We start from the raw sequence: 16,081 nt of genomic DNA on the forward strand, positions 1-16,081 counted from the left end.
CCGCAGGCTCGACAGGCCGATCCTTGGCCGCTGATCGGAGACCGCGTCGTACTCAGCCTTCGGCAATAAACCCAGAGTTTACGGAGCGTTCACCTGAGCCGAACGCAGGTACTCAGAATTCGAAATTCTCTATACGCATGGCTTTAGGCAACCTGCCTACAACACAACAATAAGAAGGTGACTTACATGTTCAAGTTGACCCGGGCGCTGTTCTGCGCCGCCACCTTGCTCACCGTGGGCCTCGCGCAGGCGGCCGAGCCCATCGTGATCAAGTTCGCCCACGTCGTCGCGGAAAACACACCCAAGGGGCAGGGCGCGCTGCTGTTCAAGAAGCTCGCCGAAGAACGCCTGCCGGGCCGGGTCAAGGTCGAGGTCTATCCCAACTCGTCGCTGTTCGGTGACGGCAAGGAAATGGAAGCCCTGCTGCTGGGTGACATACAGATGCTGGCACCGTCCCTGGCCAAGTTCGAGCAGTACACCAAGCAGATCCAGATCTACGACCTGCCGTTCCTGTTCAACGACATGGCCGCCGTCGACCGCTTCCAGGCGGCCCAGGGCAAGGCGCTGCTGACTGCGATGCAGGGCAAGGGCATTCTCGGCCTGGCCTATTGGCACAACGGCCTGAAGCAGATTTCCGCGAACAAGGCGCTGCACGTACCGGGCGATGCCCGTGGCCTGAAGTTCCGCGTCCAGGCTTCCAGTGTGCTGGAGGAGCAGTTCAAGGCGATCCGCGCCAATCCACGCAAGATGAGCTTCGCCGAGGTCTACCAGGGTTTGCAGACCGGCACCGTCAACGGCACCGAGAACACCTGGTCGAACTATGAAAGCCAGAAGGTCAACGAGGTGCAGAAGTACTTCACCGAGTCCAACCATGGCCTGATCGACTACATGGTGATCACCAACAGCAAGTTCTGGGATGGCCTGCCGCCGGATATTCGCAGCGAGCTGGAAAAGATCATGGCCGAGGTCACCGTCGAGGTGAACAAGCAGGCCGAAGCGCTGAACCAGAGCGCCAAGCAGAAGATCATCGACGCCAAGACCAGCGAAATCATCGAGCTGAGCCCCCAAGAGCGCGGGCAATGGCGTGAGGCGATGAAGCCGGTGTGGAAGAAGTTCGAGGGTGAGATCGGTGCCGACCTGATCGATGCGGCGGACAAGTCCAACCAGCCCTGATACCTCCTTTTCCCTCTCGCGGAGTCCTGTCCATGCAAACGCAACCCTTGCGGCGCATCTGGGAACATTTCGAGGAAGGCTTTATCGCTTTCCTGCTGGCGGCCATGACGCTGGTGACCTTTGTCTATGTGATGGCCAACAACATCTACACGCTGTTCTTCAACCTGGCTGATCGCTGGGCCTGGAGCCGCGCCTTCTTCAACAGCCTGGGCGACGCCACCATGACCGTGGCCCAGGACATGACTTGGAGCGTGGCCCTGACCAAGGCCATGTTCGGCTGGCTGATCTTCTTCGGTATCTCCTACGGCGTGCGCACCGCCGGCCACCTCGGGGTCGACGCCCTGGTCAAGCTGACCCCGCGTCCGGTGCAACGCTACCTGGCGCTGCTCGCCTGCGCCTGCTGCCTGGCCTACGCCGGGCTGTTCATGGTGGCCAGCTACAAGTGGCTGAGCGCGGTACTCGCCGCCGGGATCGGTGCCGAAGACCTCGATCAGTATGGGATCAAGGTCGGCTATATCGTGGTGATCGTGCCGGTGGGTTTTGCCCTGGTGCTGATCCGCTACCTGGAAATCTTCTACCGCATTTTCACCCGTCGCCAGGCCGGTCTGGGCCTGGCAGATGAAGCCGGCGAAGCGAGCAAGCTGGCGAGTGAACACAAGGAGCAGCACTGATGGCCGTTCTCTGTCTGTTTCTGCTGTTGTTCACCTTCATGTTCCTCGGCGTGCCCATTGCGATTTCCCTGGGACTGTCCGGCGCGGTGTCGATCCTGATCTTCAGCCAGGACTCCCTCAGTTCCCTGGCGATCAAGCTATTCGAGACTTCGGACGCCTACACCTTCCTGGCGATTCCGTTCTTCCTGTTGTCCGGTGCGTTCATGACCACCGGCGGCGTGGCCAAGCGCTTGATCGATTTCGCCAACGCCTGTGTCGGGCATATTCGTGGGGGCCTGGCGATTGCCGCCGTGCTGGCCTGCATGTTGTTCGCCGCCTTGTCCGGTTCCTCGCCGGCGACGGTGGCGGCGGTGGGTTCCATCGCGGTGGCGGGGATGGTCCGTTCGGGTTATCCGAAGGAGTTCGGTGCCGGGATCATCTGCAACGCCGGGACCCTGGGCATCCTGATTCCGCCGTCGATCGTCATGGTGGTCTACTCGGCGGCCACGGAAACCTCGGTGGGCAAGCTGTTTATGGCTGGGGTGATTCCCGGGCTGCTGCTGGGCCTGATGCTGATGGTGGCGATCTATATCGTTGCGCGGATCAAGAAATTACCGGCGCAACCCCGGGCGACCTTTCTCGAGTGGTTGACGGCGGCGCGCCGTGCCTTCTGGGGGTTGCTGTTGCTGGTGATCATCCTGGGCGGGATCTACAGCGGCCTGTTCACCCCGACCGAAGCGGCGGCGGTGGCGGCGGTGTATTCGGCGTTTGTCGCCTTGTTCATCTACAAGGACATGAAGATCCGCGATTGTCCCAAGGTGCTGATGGAGTCGGGTCGACTGGCGATCATGCTGATGTTCATCATCGCCAACGCCATTCTGTTCGCCCATGTGCTGACCACCGAGCAGATCCCGCAGCAGATCACCAACTGGGTGGTGTCCGAAGGGCTGACGCCGATCGGCTTCCTGATGATGGTCAACGTGGTGCTGTTGGTTGCCGGTAGTTTTATGGAGCCGTCGGCCATTGTGCTGATCCTGGCGCCGATCTTCTTCCCGATAGCGGTGAAGCTGGGGATTGACCCGATTCACCTGGGTATCGTCATGGTGGTGAATATGGAAATCGGCCTGGTGCACCCGCCGGTGGGGTTGAACCTGTTCGTGACCTCGGCGGTAACCGGGCTCACCCTGGGACAGACTATCCGTGCGGCGTTGCCGTGGTTGATGATCCTGCTGGCGTTCCTGATCCTGGTGACCTACGTGCCGATGATCTCGCTGACGCTGCCGCACTGGTTGGGCATGCCTTGATGCTCTGGAAGAGCAAGGCCAGCCCACGAAGCTTTTGGCAATCTTGAGGGCCTCTTCGCTGGCAAGCCAGGCTCCTACAGGTCTGTGTCGTACACAAAATCTGTGGCCGACAATGCACTGTAGGAGCAGGGCTTGCCCGCGAAGCTTTTGGCGATCTTGAGGGCCCCTTCGCTGGCAAGCCAGGCTCCTACAAGGACCGCGCCTGGCTTCGAATTTCCTTCAAGGGCAGCCAGGGGTCACTGGCCCGCTGGTGGCCGCTGCGGCATCACCGAGGTGCCGAAGGTATTGCCCATGCGTACGCTGGTGGCGGCCGGCGTTGCCAGTCCCAGTTTGTTGGGGGCTTTTTTGCTGATGTCGGGGTTCAGTGCTTCCTGGTTCTTCTGCCGCGCCTGGGTCTGCTCCGGGTCGCTCATCTGCTGGCTCAGGCAGTTGTAGTCCGGGGCCTTGTAGCCGCCGACACTGACGTCGATGCAACCGACCGGTTGCGCGGTCGGCTCAGCGGCCAGCGCCGAGCCCGATAGCGCGAGCAACAACAGCGCGGTAAGGGTTGATGAGCATTTCATTGACGCCTCCTGGCGACCCTGGAAGAAGGGTTTCTCTGGTCCTTTAGTCTAGATCAAAGCCGTTCGCCACCAGGTGATGGTTTTTTTGCAGTGAACGTAACATCAGGTTCATAAACAGCCCTCAGGATGACGATTTTCAGGAACACGTCAGCTGTGCAGGGACTTCGATCCGTGGCGGTGCGTCTGTCGTTCTTTCGCTATCCCTTGGCGAGCCTGGTCCTGGCCGGCTGGCTGCTGGGCGGGATTTGTTCGTGCCTGGCGGCGGAACCGGTCCAGCTTGATCCCGAGGCGCGCCTGGACCTGGACATTGCCGCCCAGGAGCTGGCTGGTGCACTGGATACCTTCAGTCGCCTGACCGGCATGGCGGTGCTGGTGGACCGCGACCTGACCCGCGCACGTCGATCCTTTGCCGTGCAGGGTCGCTATCGGGCCAGCGAAGCCTTGAGCCTGTTGCTCACCGGCACTGGCCTGATGGCGCGTTACGCTCGGGCCGATGCCTTCACCCTGCAAGTGGCGCAAGTCAACGAGCGGCCGACGGGCAAGGGGAGCGAGGGTTCGGCGGCGAGAGCCATGGCAAGCAGTTATGCCCAGGCGATCCAGGTGGCGATCGAGCAGGCCTTGTGTGCGTTGCCGCTGACCCGGCCGGGGACTTACCGGGCGGTGTTGCAGGTGTGGATCGGGCGTGCCGGTGATGTCCAGTACAGCCGCCTGGTCAGTTCCACCGGAGATATTCAGCGCGACGGGGCGCTGGTGGCACGGTTGAGTGGTGTGCGTGTCAGGCGTCCCGCGCCAACGTCGCTGCATCAACCGATAACCCTTCTAATAACGCCGAACTCAGCAGGAAGCAGCATGGAATGCACAGAGCGGGAAGGAGCCTGATAAGTATGAAGAATATCGGGCAGAGTCCTATGGTCCGGTTGTTCCTGACCTCCTATGACGACTTCAAGGCGCGCTTGCGCCGACGCCTGGGTTCCGAGGATCTGGCCAACGACGTCCTGCACGAAACCTACCTGCGGGTCGACCGCATGGAAGCGCCGCTCAACCTCACCCAGCCCAACGCCTATCTGTACCGCATGGCGCTTAATATCGCCGCCGATCGCCGTCAGGCCGACGCGCGCTTGTTGACGGGTGAGGAAATCGAGGAACTGTTGCAGGTCAGCGACGAATCCCAGGACCCGGAGCGGGTCGTGGGGGGGCAGAAGGAGATCCAGTTGCTGCTCAGCGCCCTGTATGAACTGCCGCCACGGCGACGGCGGATCTTTATCGCGGCGCGTCTGGAAGAAGCGCCGCACCTGGAGATTTCCCAACGTTTCGGGATTTCCACGCGCATGGTCGAAAAGGAATTGAAGGCCGCCCTGGGGCATTGCGCGGCACGCCTTGAAAGAAAAGTGATTCAGCGGTTCGGTCCCGGTGCGGGAAAACCGTCTAGGTAATAGACCAGCAAAATTTTCTTGAGTACCTGCGCGCTTGAACACGACTTCCATGACTGATTCCCGGGCCGGCGAGACCGCTCGATTGCACAGCGAAGCCCAGGATTGGCTGATCCTCCTGACCTCGGGGCGGGCCACCGCCGGCGATGCCCGGGCCTTGCGCCAGTGGTGCGCGCAGAGCCCGGAACACGCCCAGGCGTTCGAACGCAGCAAGTCGATGTGGCACTCCCTCAAGCCGGCCACCTTGCAATTGCAGCATCCGCCCCGTGCCCGGCAGTTTGGCCGAAGGGCTTTTCTCGGCGCTGCCATTGCGGCGTCGGCGGCTTTTTTCCTGGTGCGCGAAACGATACCCGGCGGTTTTTCCGGGCTGGGTGCCGATTACGTCACCGAAGTCGGCGAGCAGCGGCGCATCGACCTGAGCGACGATATCCGCCTGGAGCTCAACACCCAGACCCGGATCAATCGTCTGGCGGCGGTCGGCGGCAGCCCGCGGATCGAACTGGTCAGTGGTGAAGTGGAAGTGGTGACGCGCTCGCGTGAGTCGATCAGCGTCCAGGCCGGTCCGGGCTGGTTACATGCCGATCAGGTGCGTTTCAACGTGCGTCATATTGACCAGAGCGTTTGTGTGACCTGTATCGAAGGTCTGCTGACGGTGCAGGTGCAGGGCCGCAGCTTTCGTCTGGAGAGTGGCCGACAGTTGACCTATGACGCCCAGCATACCGGCGAGCCGCAAACGGTCGATGCGGCGAACGTGATCGCCTGGCGTAACAAGATGCTGGTGTTCAATGATGCGACCCTGGCCTCGGTGATCGACGAGATCAACCGCTATCGCCCGGGCATGCTGGTGTTGCTCAATGCCGAGTTGGGCAAACGCAAGGTCCAGGCGCGTTTCAGTCTCGATCAGTTGGCGGGGGTGGCGTTGTTGATCCGCGATGCCTACGGAGCCAAGTGCACCGAGTTGCCGGGTGGCGTGGTGTTGCTGAGCTAGCGAGGCCCGCTATTCCAGCGGGCCCAGCACCTGGCGATAACGCTCCGGCCCCTGGGGTGTGTCGCGCACCAGGGTGATTTCCAGACCCTGGGGATTATCCTGATGACTACCGCCCAGGTTGCGCCAGCCCTTGCCCGGTTGCCAGACCCGCAAGTCCATTTCCCGCACCTGAGCCAGTACCGCGACACCCTCCTTGGCCGCCGGCAACGGGAATTGCGTGCGCGCCGGTCCAGCAGCGCGATACAGAGTGCCGCCCTGCAACCACCAGCGCACCCGTTGCAGAGCGCCGTCCTGCTGCGGCGCGGCGCGGATCAGCTCCAGGCGAAAGCCCTTGCCCTCGGCGCTGCGTACGCTCAGGGCCACGGGGGCGGGCGGGGCTTCGTGTTCGGTATCCACCACCACCGGTTCCACCAGTTCAATGCTGGCGCGCAGCGCCACATCACGCTCCAACTGCCCCAACGCCGCCAGCAGTTCGCGGGTCTGTCCGGCGCTGGCCTTGAGGTGTTCGTCGGCGCGGTTGACGCTGTCCAGCCCGCGCCAGGCGATCACGCTGACAATCGCCATCAGCATGATCGCGACCATCACTTCGATCAGGGTAAAGCCTTGCTGGCGCCTGTTCATTGCACCTTCACCTCGCCGGTGGCGCTACGCAGCACGCTGATACTGTGCTGGCCGTCGGAGAGCGACAGGCGCAACGGCACGCCGATCCACTCGGCGGTCAACAGCAGGCTTTTGCCCGGGTCGATACGCACCTGCATCGGTGTGCTCAGCCAGGCGCGGGGGCGCAGCTGCGGGTCCTGGGCGAACTGCTCGACGCCGCCCTGGTCGTCGCCGCGGCTGAAGCGATAACCCTTGCTGTCGCTCAGCCAGCGAATCGGCCGGCCATCGGCCCGGACCTCGGCCTGGGCTACCTGCAGGGCCTGGGCCAGTGTCTCGGCGTCCTTGCGCAGCAGGTGCAACGGGTCCGGCTTGATGCTCAGGCCAATGGCCGCACTGGCGATACCGATGATGACCAGCACCACCATCAGTTCGATCAGGGTGAAACCGGCTTGGGGGCGCACGACATCCATTCGACAAGGGCTCCTTGGGGGTTGATACAGGCTGCGCCGCGAAGATGATGAGCATGTGAAATAAAAACGTGAGAATTGACAGGTAGTCTGATGGGAGCGCGTTTCTGTAGGAGTCGGCTTGCTGGCGATACGAATTCATGGTCGACATCGTTGTCGCCTGATACATCGCTATCGCTGGCAAGCCAGCTCCCACAGGGATTTGCGGCGCAGCCTCTGTTTCGGATCACTGTCGAGAAGGACCTCAAGCATGCAATGGAGTCACCGTTTTTCCCCGCCGCAGTTCGTTCAGGCGCTGGCCTTGCTCGCGGCCCTGGCCGGTGCGCTGACCTGGTCCAGCCTGTTGCTGAAGCCCGCGCCATCGCTGTTACCCGAAGGCCTGCCGCAAACCGCCGGCACCCGCAGCGACAACCCTGCCCTGCAATGGTTTTCCAACCAGCCGGCGGTGCTCGATATCAAGGTCTCCGGAGTCATGGCCGGGGTGCACGGAGCGGTGGCGATCCTCAGTCTCAACGACGGCCCTCCGCGCAGTTTCCTGGCGGGCGAAACCCTGAGCCAGGGCGTACGCCTGCTGGCCATCGAGCCCGAAGGCATTGTTGTCGAGCGAGGCACGGAAAAACTCCACCTGAACGTGACCCGCCTCAGTGCTGCGCCGTTCCTGCCGAAGCTGACCCGCCCTTGAGTGCCGGTTGGGCCGGGCTCAGCACGGTTTCCAACTGGGCCAGCGGTGGCGCCTCGCGGCTGCGATCGAGGACCAGGATATCGACTTTGAACAGACCGGCGCCGAACGCGCCGATCATCTGGTCGCAGCGCAACATCAGCCGGCCCTGATCGCATTCGAAGGATTTGCGCCCGACGGGCAGGCGTCCTTCCAGGCGCAATTCCGCCAGACGGCTCTGGGCCGCCAGCAAGGCGATGGATTTGTCCCGCAACAGCCCGTTGCTCTGGGTCATCACCCCGGCCATGCGCACGGCGGCGGACAGCGCGACGGCGATGATTGTCAGGGCCACCAGCACTTCGATCAGGGTGAAACCACCTTGGTGGTGTGGACGGGGCATCAAGTCGACTCGAGAGGGGAACCCGGGCTCAAGACTAGGGGGCTTGTTTGACCGCCTGCTGACCAAAGCTCCCGAGCTTTTCGCAACGGCTTGCCGTTGATTCGCCTTCAGCCGATGACAGGTCTTCCCTTAACTGTCCCTGTGGGCGCCACTCACCGGCAGGCGGCTGCCGAGGCGATACCGCGACGAGGGATGGGTCAGGCGAACGTAGGTGACAATCTTGTTCTGGCTCCAGGTCCGCCGTACCAGGATCAGGCATGGCTCCAGGGCGTCGATCTGCATATGCCGGCTTTCGTCGCTGCTGGGGTGACCGGCCTCGACAATATGCTCCATCTCGTCGGGACGAATGACCTGCAACAGGTAGCGTGCCGGTTGCAGCTGTTCACCGAACTCCTGTTGCAGAAAGTCCGGCACCAGCTCGGGATTGACATAGCGATCCTCGAACTGCACCGGCACGCCTTCTTCGCTGTGCACGCAGATCAGGTGAAACACCGACGAGCCGGTAGGCAGCGCCAGCGCGGCGGCCACCGGCATCGAGGCCGCCTCGCGGCCCAGGTGCAGGACCCGGCAGGAATAGCTGTGCCCGCGGGCGATGATTTCATCGGCAATATTGGTGATGCGCAGCAGATTCGATTGCGGCTTGCTTTCGGCGACAAAGGTGCCGACGCCGGAGATACGCAACAGATGACCTTCTTCCGTCAGCTCGCGCAAGGCCCGGTTGACGGTCATGCGCGAAATGCCCAGTTCCTGCACCAGGCGGTTTTCCGAGGGGATCAAGTCGCCAGGCTTCCATTCGCCGCTGCGCAGCTTGTCTTGCACAAAGTCCTTCGCGCGCCGATAGAGGGCTTGCGGTGCATTTTTGATCATGGGTCAGTCCGCATCTTTTTGAGCGGCAAGAACACTTGCCAGGGCTTTGAGAAAAAGGTCGTTATCCTCACAGCTACCGATGGAGACACGCAAGTACTCTGTGTAGCCGTCTTCACGCCAGGGTTTGACGATAATGCCCTTGCCCAGCAAGGCCTGGTTGATGGTTTCAGCCGGATAGGGCGTGCTGAAGAAGAGGAAGTTGGCCAGCGACGGCGCGGTGTCCAGGCCCAGGTTCTGCAAGGCAATCACCATATGCCGGCGCTCATGGGCGACGTGGGCGAGGGTGGCTTGCAGGTGCTCCTCGTCGGCCAGGGCGGCAATCGCCGCGGCCTGGGCCACGCGATTGATATTGAACGGCGTGCGCAGGCGGTCGATCAGGTCGGCCAGCATCGGGTCGCTGACGATGCCGTAGCCGATCCGCAAGCCGGCCAGGGAATACGCCTTGGAGAAGGTCCGCAGCAGGATAAAGGGCTTGCCGCTGGCCTGGATCAGACCGAGGCAGTCGGGATAACCCTCTTCGAATTGCGCGTACTCGTAATAAGCCTCGTCGAACACCAGCAGGCACTGGGCCGGCAGTGCCGCCAACAGGCGTTGCAGCTCGTCGGCATCGAGGGTGCAGCCGACCGGGTTGGAAGGGCAGGAAAACATCAGCAGACGGGTTTTCGGGGTCAGCGCCTGAATCATTGCCGGCACGTCGAAACGGCCTTCATCGGTCATCGGCACGCCCGTCACCCGGGCCCCGGCGGCGATGGGGTAGATAAAGTGCAGGCCGAACGAGGGCACCACAGTGACCACTTCATCGCCATGGTCGAGGAACACCCGGCTGATAATGCTCAGCAAATCTTCGGAACCGTTGCCGAACACCAGCTGATTGCCCGGTACGCCGAGCTTGGCGCTGAGGGCCGCGCGCAGTTCCAGGCAGCTGGCATCCGGGTACAGTGCAATGCTGGAACAGGCCAGGGTCATGGCGGCGGCGACCGCCGGTGCCGGCCCCAGGGGGTTTTCGTTGCTACCCAGCTTGGCCACCCGGGTCAGCCCGAAGCGTTTGCGCACCGCTTCGGTGCCAAGGCCGGCGTTGTAGCTGGCCAGATCACGCACCTGGGGGCGGGCGAGGAGTTGCAGTTCAGCAGCGTTCATACCGGGGAAGCCTCTTTGTTGTCTTGCCAGAACGCATTGCGATCCAGATAGTTCTGCAGGAATTGCTGCAGACGGGGGTGTTCGGTGTTGTGGAAGATTTGCTGCGGGGTGCCCTGGGCCACCACCTGGCCCTGGTCGAGGAACACCACCGAATCGGCGACCTGGGCGGCGAAACCCATCTCATGGGTGACCACCACCATGGTCATGCCTTCCTTGGCCAGGGTCTTCATGACCTGCAGGACTTCGCCCACCAGCTCCGGGTCGAGGGCCGAAGTCGGTTCGTCGAACAGCATGATGTGCGGCTCCATGGCCAGCGCCCGGGCAATCGCCACGCGCTGCTGCTGACCGCCGGAGAGCTGGATTGGATAGACATCGGCCTTGTGCGCCAGGCCGACTTTGTCGAGCATCGCCAGGGCGCGTTTACGGGCTTCGGCGGCCGGCAGCTTGCGCACCCGCAGCAGGGCTTCGCTGACATTGCCCAACGCGGTCATGTGCGGCCACAGGTTGAACTGCTGGAAGACCATGCCGATATTGCGCCGGACCTGATTGATCTGGGCTTGCGCGGCGCGTTTGCGGCCCTTGCCGTTGTCCGGCACATAGCCAAGCAACTGGCCTTCGATATGGATCTCGCCTTCGTCGTACTCTTCGAGAAAGGCCATGCTCCGTAGCAGGGTGCTTTTGCCCGAGCCGGAAGGGCCGATCAGGCACACCACTTCGGAATGCCGGACCTGCAGGTCGATCCCCTTGAGTACACGCAGGGCGCCGAAGCTCTTGCCGACATTGTGCAGGCGCACCATGGGTTGCGAGTCGCCGGGGAGTTGTTCGGAGGTCTTCATGGGGTCACCTTGTTTCGGGACAATGGGTGGCAGGGGGCGTTGTTGGATAGTCATTGCGGCTGCCTGCTCATAAAGCGGCCGACCCGGGTCTCCAGGACCATGCCCAGGCGTGAACAGAACTCCACCAGCAGCAGATAGCCGATACACAGCACCAGCAGGGTTTCGACGAAGGCGAAGGTTTGCGAGCCGATACCGGTCATGACCATGGTCAGCTCCGGGATGGTGATGATCGACAGCACCGCGGTTTCCTTGCACAGGATGGTCACCAGGTTGACCAGCGCCGGCAGGATGATCACCAGCATCTGCGGCAACTGGATGCGCAGGATGCATTGCCAGCGGGTGATGCCCAGGCAGTCGGCCGCCTCCAGTTGGCCACGGGCCACCGACTCGAAACCGGTGCGGAAGATCTCCGCGAAGTACACGCTGCCATAGATGCCCAGCCCGAGGATCCCGGCGGGAACAGGGTCCAGGCTGAGGCCGAAGGACGGCCCGCCGTAATAGACCAGGAACAGCTGGACCAGAAACGGCGTGCTGCGAATCACCTCGATAAACGCCCGTAGCGGTGCACGAATCAGGTTGTTGCCGAACAATTGGGCCACGGCAATCAGCAAGCCGAGGAACAACCCCAGGACCACCCCGGCGGACCAGGTGCCGAGGGTGACCGTGAAGCCCTGGGCGATATCGTCGAGGTGCTCGGTAATGACCCGGTAGTCGAAGATCATGTCTGTTGCTCCTTCATGCGTCGTTCCAACAGGCCGCCGCAGAACGCCAGTGGGATATTGATCAGGCAATAGAAACCGGCCAGCATCAGGTAGTCCTGGACGAACAGGTAGTCGCTGGCCGCCAGGTTCTGCGCGGTACGGGTCAGGTCGGCGAGACCGACCACCGACACCAGCGAGGACGCCTTGATCAGCAGGATCATTTCATTGACCAGGGCCGGCAGGGTCAGGCGCACGGCTTGCGGCACACGGATGCGGACCAGCATCTGCCGGGTACTCAGGCCCAGCAGCCCGGCCGCTTCCAGCTGACCACCGGGGATGGCGAGAAAGCCGCCCCGGAGGATTTCAGCGATATAAGCCCCGGCGCACAACGACAGGCTGATGATCGCGGCCGTCAGCGGCGACACATTGGGCAGCCCGACCCGTGGCAGGAAGTAATAGACAAAGAGCAATTGCACCAGCAGCGGAATGCCCCGGAACACGAAGATGTAGCCGCCCCCCAGGCGCCTGAGCAACGGCAGCGGCGACAGGCGCAGGCTGGCGATCAGGATGCCGATGAAAAAGCCGATCACCAGGGCCGCGGTGGAGACCTCGAGGGTCACCAGCAGGCTGGTCAGCAGCAACGGCAGGTTCTGCAAAAATAAAGGCCAATCGAACATTGCAGTGACTCCAACTCAGCTGATCGCCGGCCAGGCTTGGCCGGCGATCAGGTCCTCCAATGGGCGGGCGGATTTACCAGGTTGGGGTGAAGTCGGCTTGCGGCACATTCATCTCGGCACCCAGCCACTTTTTCTGCAAGGCCGCCAGGCGCCCGTCCGCATGCATTTTCAGCAGGGCGGCATCGAGTGCGGCGATCAGGCTGTTGGCGTCGTCATCCTTGCGTCCCAGGTAGGCGAAGTAGGAGGTTTTGCCGAACGGTGGCTGGACCACTTTGAAGGCATTGCTGCGCTGGGCGGCGACATAGGAAATGTTCGGCAGCGAGTTGGCGACGGCGACGATGCGCTTGGCCGCCAGGTCCGCGTAGGCCTGGTTGTTGTCGACGTATTCACGGATGGTGACCTTCTCCGGCAGCGTCGCGGCGAAGGTCTTCAGTTCCTCGAGTTGCGCCGAGCCTTTGCCCGCGCCCACGGCCTTGCCGGCGATGTCTTGCGGCTTGGTGATGCTGTTGTCGTTGGCGCCAATCATCAAGGCCACGGTGGCTTCGGCGATCGGCAGCATGAAGTGATAACGCTCTTTACGGGCCTGGGTGACGATGATCGGGCCGGCGACCACGTCGAATTTCTTCGCTTCAAGCCCCGGCAATACGCTTGGCCACGGCAGGTCGAGGAATTTCACCTTGACTCCCAGTTCCTTGCCCAACTGCTCGAACAGCTCGGAGTTGAGGCCTTTCTGCTTGCCGTTGTCGGTGAAATCGAAAGGCGCAAATTGCAGCTCGGTACCTACCACCAGTTCACCGGCTTTCTTGACGTCCGCCAGTTGATCAGCATGTGCCGCCAGGGAAGCGACGCTCAGGGTGAGCGCCAGGCACAGGCCGTTGAATCGTTTACTGAATAGAGAATCGAGTTGCATGGTGTCACTCCTTCAGGGGATGCAGCGAGGTTGAGTGTGTGTTCCTGCGGTGATTCAGCTTGGTAACAGCAGTTAACGTGCCATTGCGGTATATACAGCCCTCAGGCGAGAATCTTGCCCGGGTTGAGAATGCCGTTGGGGTCGAAGCAGTCCTTGAGTTGGCGCATCACGGCGAGGGCCTCGGGGCCGACCGAGTGATGGAGAAACTCGCGCTTGAGCAGTCCGATGCCATGTTCGGCGGACACCGAGCCGCCGAGTTCGCCGACCGCGCTGTAGACCAGCTCCTCGATGGCCAGGATCGGCGCGGGTTGGGGCAGGGACGCACAGTCCAGGGTCAGGTGCAGGTTGCTGTCACCGATGTGGCCGAAGTACACACTGTGGTTGCCCGGCCAGTGCTGTTCCAGGCGTATGCGGCAACGCTCGACGAAGTCGCCGATCAGGCCGATGGGCAGGCTGACGTCGAAATTCAATGGGGTCATGCGGACAGGAAACTCACCGGTGGCTTCGCGGATCTTCCAGAGTCCCCGGGCCTGGGCCTGGGAGCTGGCGAGAACCGCATCAAGGACCTCACCGGCGGCGAACGCCTCTTCCAGTGAGGTTTCCAGCTGCTCCTGGGAACCGGCGGACTCCAGCAGCACATACAGCGGATGCTCCAGTGACATCGGTGCCGTCGAGTTTTCCAGCCAACTGACGCCGAGGCGGAAGAAGTCCTGCCACATCAATTCATAGGCCTGCGGCGTGCCGACACTGCGCTGGATCCGCCGCAGCAGGCTGACCGCGCTGGCGTAGTCGGGCAGGGCGCAGAGCAGGGTGCTGGTCTGGCCCGGTTGCGGGGCGAGCTTCAAGACCGCGCGGGTAATCACGCCCAAGGTGCCTTCGCTGCCGATAAAGCACTGTTTCAGGTCATAACCACAGTTGTTCTTGATCATCTTGTTGCGCAGATCGAGCACCCGGCCATCGGCCAGGACCACTTCCAGTCCGAGTACCAGGTCGCGGGTCATGCCGTAGCGGATCACCGCATTGCCACCGGCATTGGTGGCGATATTGCCGCCGATCTGGCACGAGCCGCGAGCGCCGAGGTCCAGGGGGAAGACAAAACCGGCGTTGAGCGCCGCCTGCTGGATTTCCTCCAGCGTGGTGCCGGCCAGGACGCTGATGGTGGCGGCGGCGGGGTCGATCTCTTCAATGCCGCGCAGGCGTTCCAGGGACAGGGCGATATCGTCGGCCCTGGGCACAGCGCCGCCCGCCAGCCCGGTCATGCCGCCCTGGGGAACCACCGATTGTCCGGCACCATTGCAGATCCGCAAGGCACTCGCCACGTCCGCCGTGGTTCGTGGCAACAGCAGCGCGGCGGGACAGGCCGGGGCATGGCCGGTCCAGTCGCTGTAGTGACGCTGACTGATATCGGCGCCGGTGACGACGGCGTCATTCCCCAACGCCTGACGCAGCAGTTCGAGGGTGTGTGGTAAATCGCTCATCGGCTCAACTCACGGTCGGAAAGGGTAGAGGGCGTCGTCACCAGGGCACGACGATCAAGCTGGTTCAGGTTCGCAGTGCCCAGCAAGGACAGGGCCAGGCGCAGCTCTTGCGCCAGCAGATCGAGGGCATGGCCGGCGCCGGCCTGTCCGCCGACGGCGACTCCATACAGGGTAGATCGCCCCAGCAACACCGCGTCGGCCCCCAGTGCACAGGCTTTGAGAATGTCGCTGCCGCGCCGGATACCGCTGTCGAGCAGCAACGCGAGCTTGCCCTTGGCCACGGCGGCAATTGCCGGCAGGCAGTCGAGGCTGGCGGGAACCCCGTCGAGTTGACGGCCGTCATGGTTGCTGACCACCAACCCGTCGAGTCCCAACGTCACGGCTTTTTCGGCATCCGCCGGGTGCAGCACGCCCTTGAGCAGCAGCCGATGGGGCCAGCGCTCGCGTAACCGGGCCAGTGCGTCCCAGTCGAGACCGGTGTCCATCTGGCTGCCGATAAAGTGCGCGGCGCCTTCGATGGTGCGTTGTCCGGGCGGCAGGTAGCGCTCGATATTGCCCAGGATCGGCAGGCCCCGTGGCCATAGCGCCTGGGCCATCCAGCGTGGGTGACAGAGTACGTCGAGCTGGTTGCGCAGGCTCAGTTGCCGGGGGCGGACGAAGTTGCGCCGATCCCATTCGCGATTGCCCAGCAGTACGGCGTCGCTGGTCAGCAGCAAGGTCCTGCAACCGACCGCGTCGGCCCGTTGCAGCAGGTCCGCGCCAACGGCGGGGTCACGCAGGCAATAGAGCTGGAACCAGAGATTGACCTCGGGCACCGCCGTGACCAATTGTTCCAGGGAACTGGTGGACACGGTACTCAAGGTAAAGGGCAGGCCGCGCTCGGTGGCGGCGCGGGCCAAATGAATATCGGCATCGCGGTAAAGCATCGCGTTGTAGCCAGTGGGGCCGATGGCCATGGGCAGCGGCAGCTCTCGCCCGAACAGCGAGCGCTGGGTTTGCGTCACCGAGCAGGGCATCAGGGTGCGCGGTAACAGCGCTATATCAGCAAACGCCCGGCGATTGCGGCGTAGCGTCAGCTCTTCCTCCGCTCCGCCTTCCAGGTATTCCCAGGCGAAATGCGGCAGGCGTTGCCGGGCCATGACGGCCAGTTCGGCAATGCTCTGTGCCCGGTGAAAATCCGGCCCTGAATAGTAGCGACGCATGGCGATCCCTATGGCGTGAAGAAAGTGGCGCAGCAGGGCT

Annotated in this window: 19 protein-coding genes; 7 read left to right on the forward strand and 12 right to left on the reverse strand. The window is 62.8% G+C overall.

Features of this window, described 5'->3' with window-relative positions:
* Positions 1 to 186 precede the first annotated feature (186 nt).
* Genes M5C56_RS14610 through dctM form a run of 3 tightly spaced genes read left to right on the forward strand, consistent with a single transcriptional unit; the run spans position 187 to position 3,127 of the window.
* Positions 187 to 1,173 carry a TRAP transporter substrate-binding protein gene (locus M5C56_RS14610; RefSeq protein ID WP_103499831.1) on the forward strand — a complete coding sequence of 329 codons (987 nt, stop codon included), beginning with the start codon at positions 187 to 189 and terminating at the stop codon, positions 1,171 to 1,173.
* A 32-nt stretch (positions 1,174 to 1,205) separates the two neighbouring features.
* On the forward strand, positions 1,206 to 1,844 hold the full coding sequence (locus M5C56_RS14615; protein WP_103499830.1) for a TRAP transporter small permease: 639 nt from the start codon (positions 1,206 to 1,208) through the stop codon (positions 1,842 to 1,844).
* Positions 1,844 to 3,127, forward strand: a complete 1,284-nt coding sequence (gene dctM / locus M5C56_RS14620; protein WP_103499829.1) for a C4-dicarboxylate TRAP transporter large permease protein DctM — start codon at positions 1,844 to 1,846, stop codon at positions 3,125 to 3,127. Before M5C56_RS14615 ends, dctM begins: the two co-directional genes overlap by 1 nt.
* 236 nt (positions 3,128 to 3,363) lie before the next feature.
* On the opposite strand, the gene M5C56_RS14625 is transcribed toward dctM, so the two are convergent.
* Positions 3,364 to 3,690 (reverse strand): hypothetical protein, encoded by a 327-nt coding sequence (locus M5C56_RS14625; RefSeq protein ID WP_103497945.1) that lies wholly within the window; start codon positions 3,688 to 3,690, stop codon positions 3,364 to 3,366.
* A gap of 171 nt (positions 3,691 to 3,861) precedes the next feature.
* On the opposite strand from M5C56_RS14625, the gene M5C56_RS14630 reads away from it, so the two are divergent.
* The 3 genes from M5C56_RS14630 to M5C56_RS14640 are packed head-to-tail and all read left to right on the forward strand — an operon-like array spanning position 3,862 to position 6,108.
* Complete coding sequence (locus M5C56_RS14630) at positions 3,862 to 4,569, forward strand: TonB-dependent outer membrane receptor (protein ID WP_247263190.1); 708 nt, start codon at positions 3,862 to 3,864, stop codon at positions 4,567 to 4,569.
* A 5-nt stretch (positions 4,570 to 4,574) separates the two neighbouring features.
* Positions 4,575 to 5,123, forward strand: a complete 549-nt coding sequence (locus M5C56_RS14635) for a sigma-70 family RNA polymerase sigma factor (protein ID WP_100941089.1) — start codon at positions 4,575 to 4,577, stop codon at positions 5,121 to 5,123.
* Between the two features lie 49 nt (positions 5,124 to 5,172).
* Complete coding sequence (locus M5C56_RS14640; protein WP_103497944.1) at positions 5,173 to 6,108, forward strand: FecR domain-containing protein; 936 nt, start codon at positions 5,173 to 5,175, stop codon at positions 6,106 to 6,108.
* A 9-nt stretch (positions 6,109 to 6,117) separates the two neighbouring features.
* Here the strand turns inward: M5C56_RS14640 and M5C56_RS14645 are convergent, their stop codons facing one another.
* Positions 6,118 to 6,729 (reverse strand): prepilin-type N-terminal cleavage/methylation domain-containing protein, encoded by a 612-nt coding sequence (locus M5C56_RS14645; protein WP_103497943.1) that lies wholly within the window; start codon positions 6,727 to 6,729, stop codon positions 6,118 to 6,120.
* Positions 6,726 to 7,178: a GspH/FimT family pseudopilin gene (locus tag M5C56_RS14650; RefSeq protein WP_103497942.1), complete on the reverse strand. Its 453-nt coding sequence runs from the start codon at positions 7,176 to 7,178 to the stop codon at positions 6,726 to 6,728. The genes M5C56_RS14645 and M5C56_RS14650 overlap by 4 nt, the downstream gene beginning before the upstream one ends.
* Positions 7,179 to 7,425: 247 nt before the next feature.
* Here M5C56_RS14650 and M5C56_RS14655 point away from each other — a divergent pair, with 247 nt between their 5' ends.
* Entirely contained in the window at positions 7,426 to 7,857 is a 432-nt protein-coding gene (locus M5C56_RS14655) for a general secretion pathway protein GspC (RefSeq protein WP_103497941.1), read from the forward strand.
* Here the strand turns inward: M5C56_RS14655 and gspI are convergent.
* The 9 genes from gspI to M5C56_RS14700 form a co-directional block, all read right to left on the reverse strand.
* Complete coding sequence (gene gspI, locus M5C56_RS14660; RefSeq protein ID WP_103497940.1) at positions 7,817 to 8,233, reverse strand: type II secretion system minor pseudopilin GspI; 417 nt, start codon at positions 8,231 to 8,233, stop codon at positions 7,817 to 7,819. The two genes, M5C56_RS14655 and gspI, sit on opposite strands and share 41 nt — an antisense overlap.
* Before the next feature lie 129 nt (positions 8,234 to 8,362).
* Positions 8,363 to 9,100, reverse strand: coding sequence for a histidine utilization repressor (gene hutC / locus M5C56_RS14665; RefSeq protein ID WP_100941096.1), 738 nt, complete (start codon positions 9,098 to 9,100; stop codon positions 8,363 to 8,365).
* A gap of 3 nt (positions 9,101 to 9,103) precedes the next feature.
* Positions 9,104 to 10,237, reverse strand: a complete 1,134-nt coding sequence (hisC, locus tag M5C56_RS14670; RefSeq protein WP_103497939.1) for a histidinol-phosphate transaminase — start codon at positions 10,235 to 10,237, stop codon at positions 9,104 to 9,106.
* Positions 10,234 to 11,073 (reverse strand): amino acid ABC transporter ATP-binding protein, encoded by an 840-nt coding sequence (locus tag M5C56_RS14675; RefSeq protein WP_103497938.1) that lies wholly within the window; start codon positions 11,071 to 11,073, stop codon positions 10,234 to 10,236. The genes hisC and M5C56_RS14675 overlap by 4 nt, the downstream gene beginning before the upstream one ends.
* A gap of 50 nt (positions 11,074 to 11,123) precedes the next feature.
* Positions 11,124 to 11,795: an amino acid ABC transporter permease gene (locus M5C56_RS14680; protein ID WP_103497937.1), complete on the reverse strand. Its 672-nt coding sequence runs from the start codon at positions 11,793 to 11,795 to the stop codon at positions 11,124 to 11,126.
* Positions 11,792 to 12,451 (reverse strand): amino acid ABC transporter permease, encoded by a 660-nt coding sequence (locus M5C56_RS14685; RefSeq protein WP_103497936.1) that lies wholly within the window; start codon positions 12,449 to 12,451, stop codon positions 11,792 to 11,794. The genes M5C56_RS14680 and M5C56_RS14685 overlap by 4 nt, the downstream gene beginning before the upstream one ends.
* Positions 12,452 to 12,524: 73 nt before the next feature.
* On the reverse strand, positions 12,525 to 13,361 hold the full coding sequence (locus tag M5C56_RS14690) for a transporter substrate-binding domain-containing protein (RefSeq protein ID WP_100941101.1): 837 nt from the start codon (positions 13,359 to 13,361) through the stop codon (positions 12,525 to 12,527).
* A 101-nt stretch (positions 13,362 to 13,462) separates the two neighbouring features.
* The gene (locus M5C56_RS14695; RefSeq protein WP_103497935.1) at positions 13,463 to 14,839 is read right to left on the reverse strand and encodes an FAD-binding oxidoreductase; all 1,377 of its coding nucleotides are present in this window, start codon (positions 14,837 to 14,839) and stop codon (positions 13,463 to 13,465) included.
* Entirely contained in the window at positions 14,836 to 16,041 is a 1,206-nt protein-coding gene (locus M5C56_RS14700) for an alpha-hydroxy acid oxidase (protein WP_103497934.1), read from the reverse strand. Before M5C56_RS14700 ends, M5C56_RS14695 begins: the two co-directional genes overlap by 4 nt.
* Positions 16,042 to 16,081: the final 40 nt, after the last annotated feature.

Origin of the sequence: Pseudomonas sp. MWU13-2862, assembly GCF_023242495.1 — a bacterium.
Lineage (GTDB): Bacteria > Pseudomonadota > Gammaproteobacteria > Pseudomonadales > Pseudomonadaceae > Aquipseudomonas > Aquipseudomonas gingeri_D.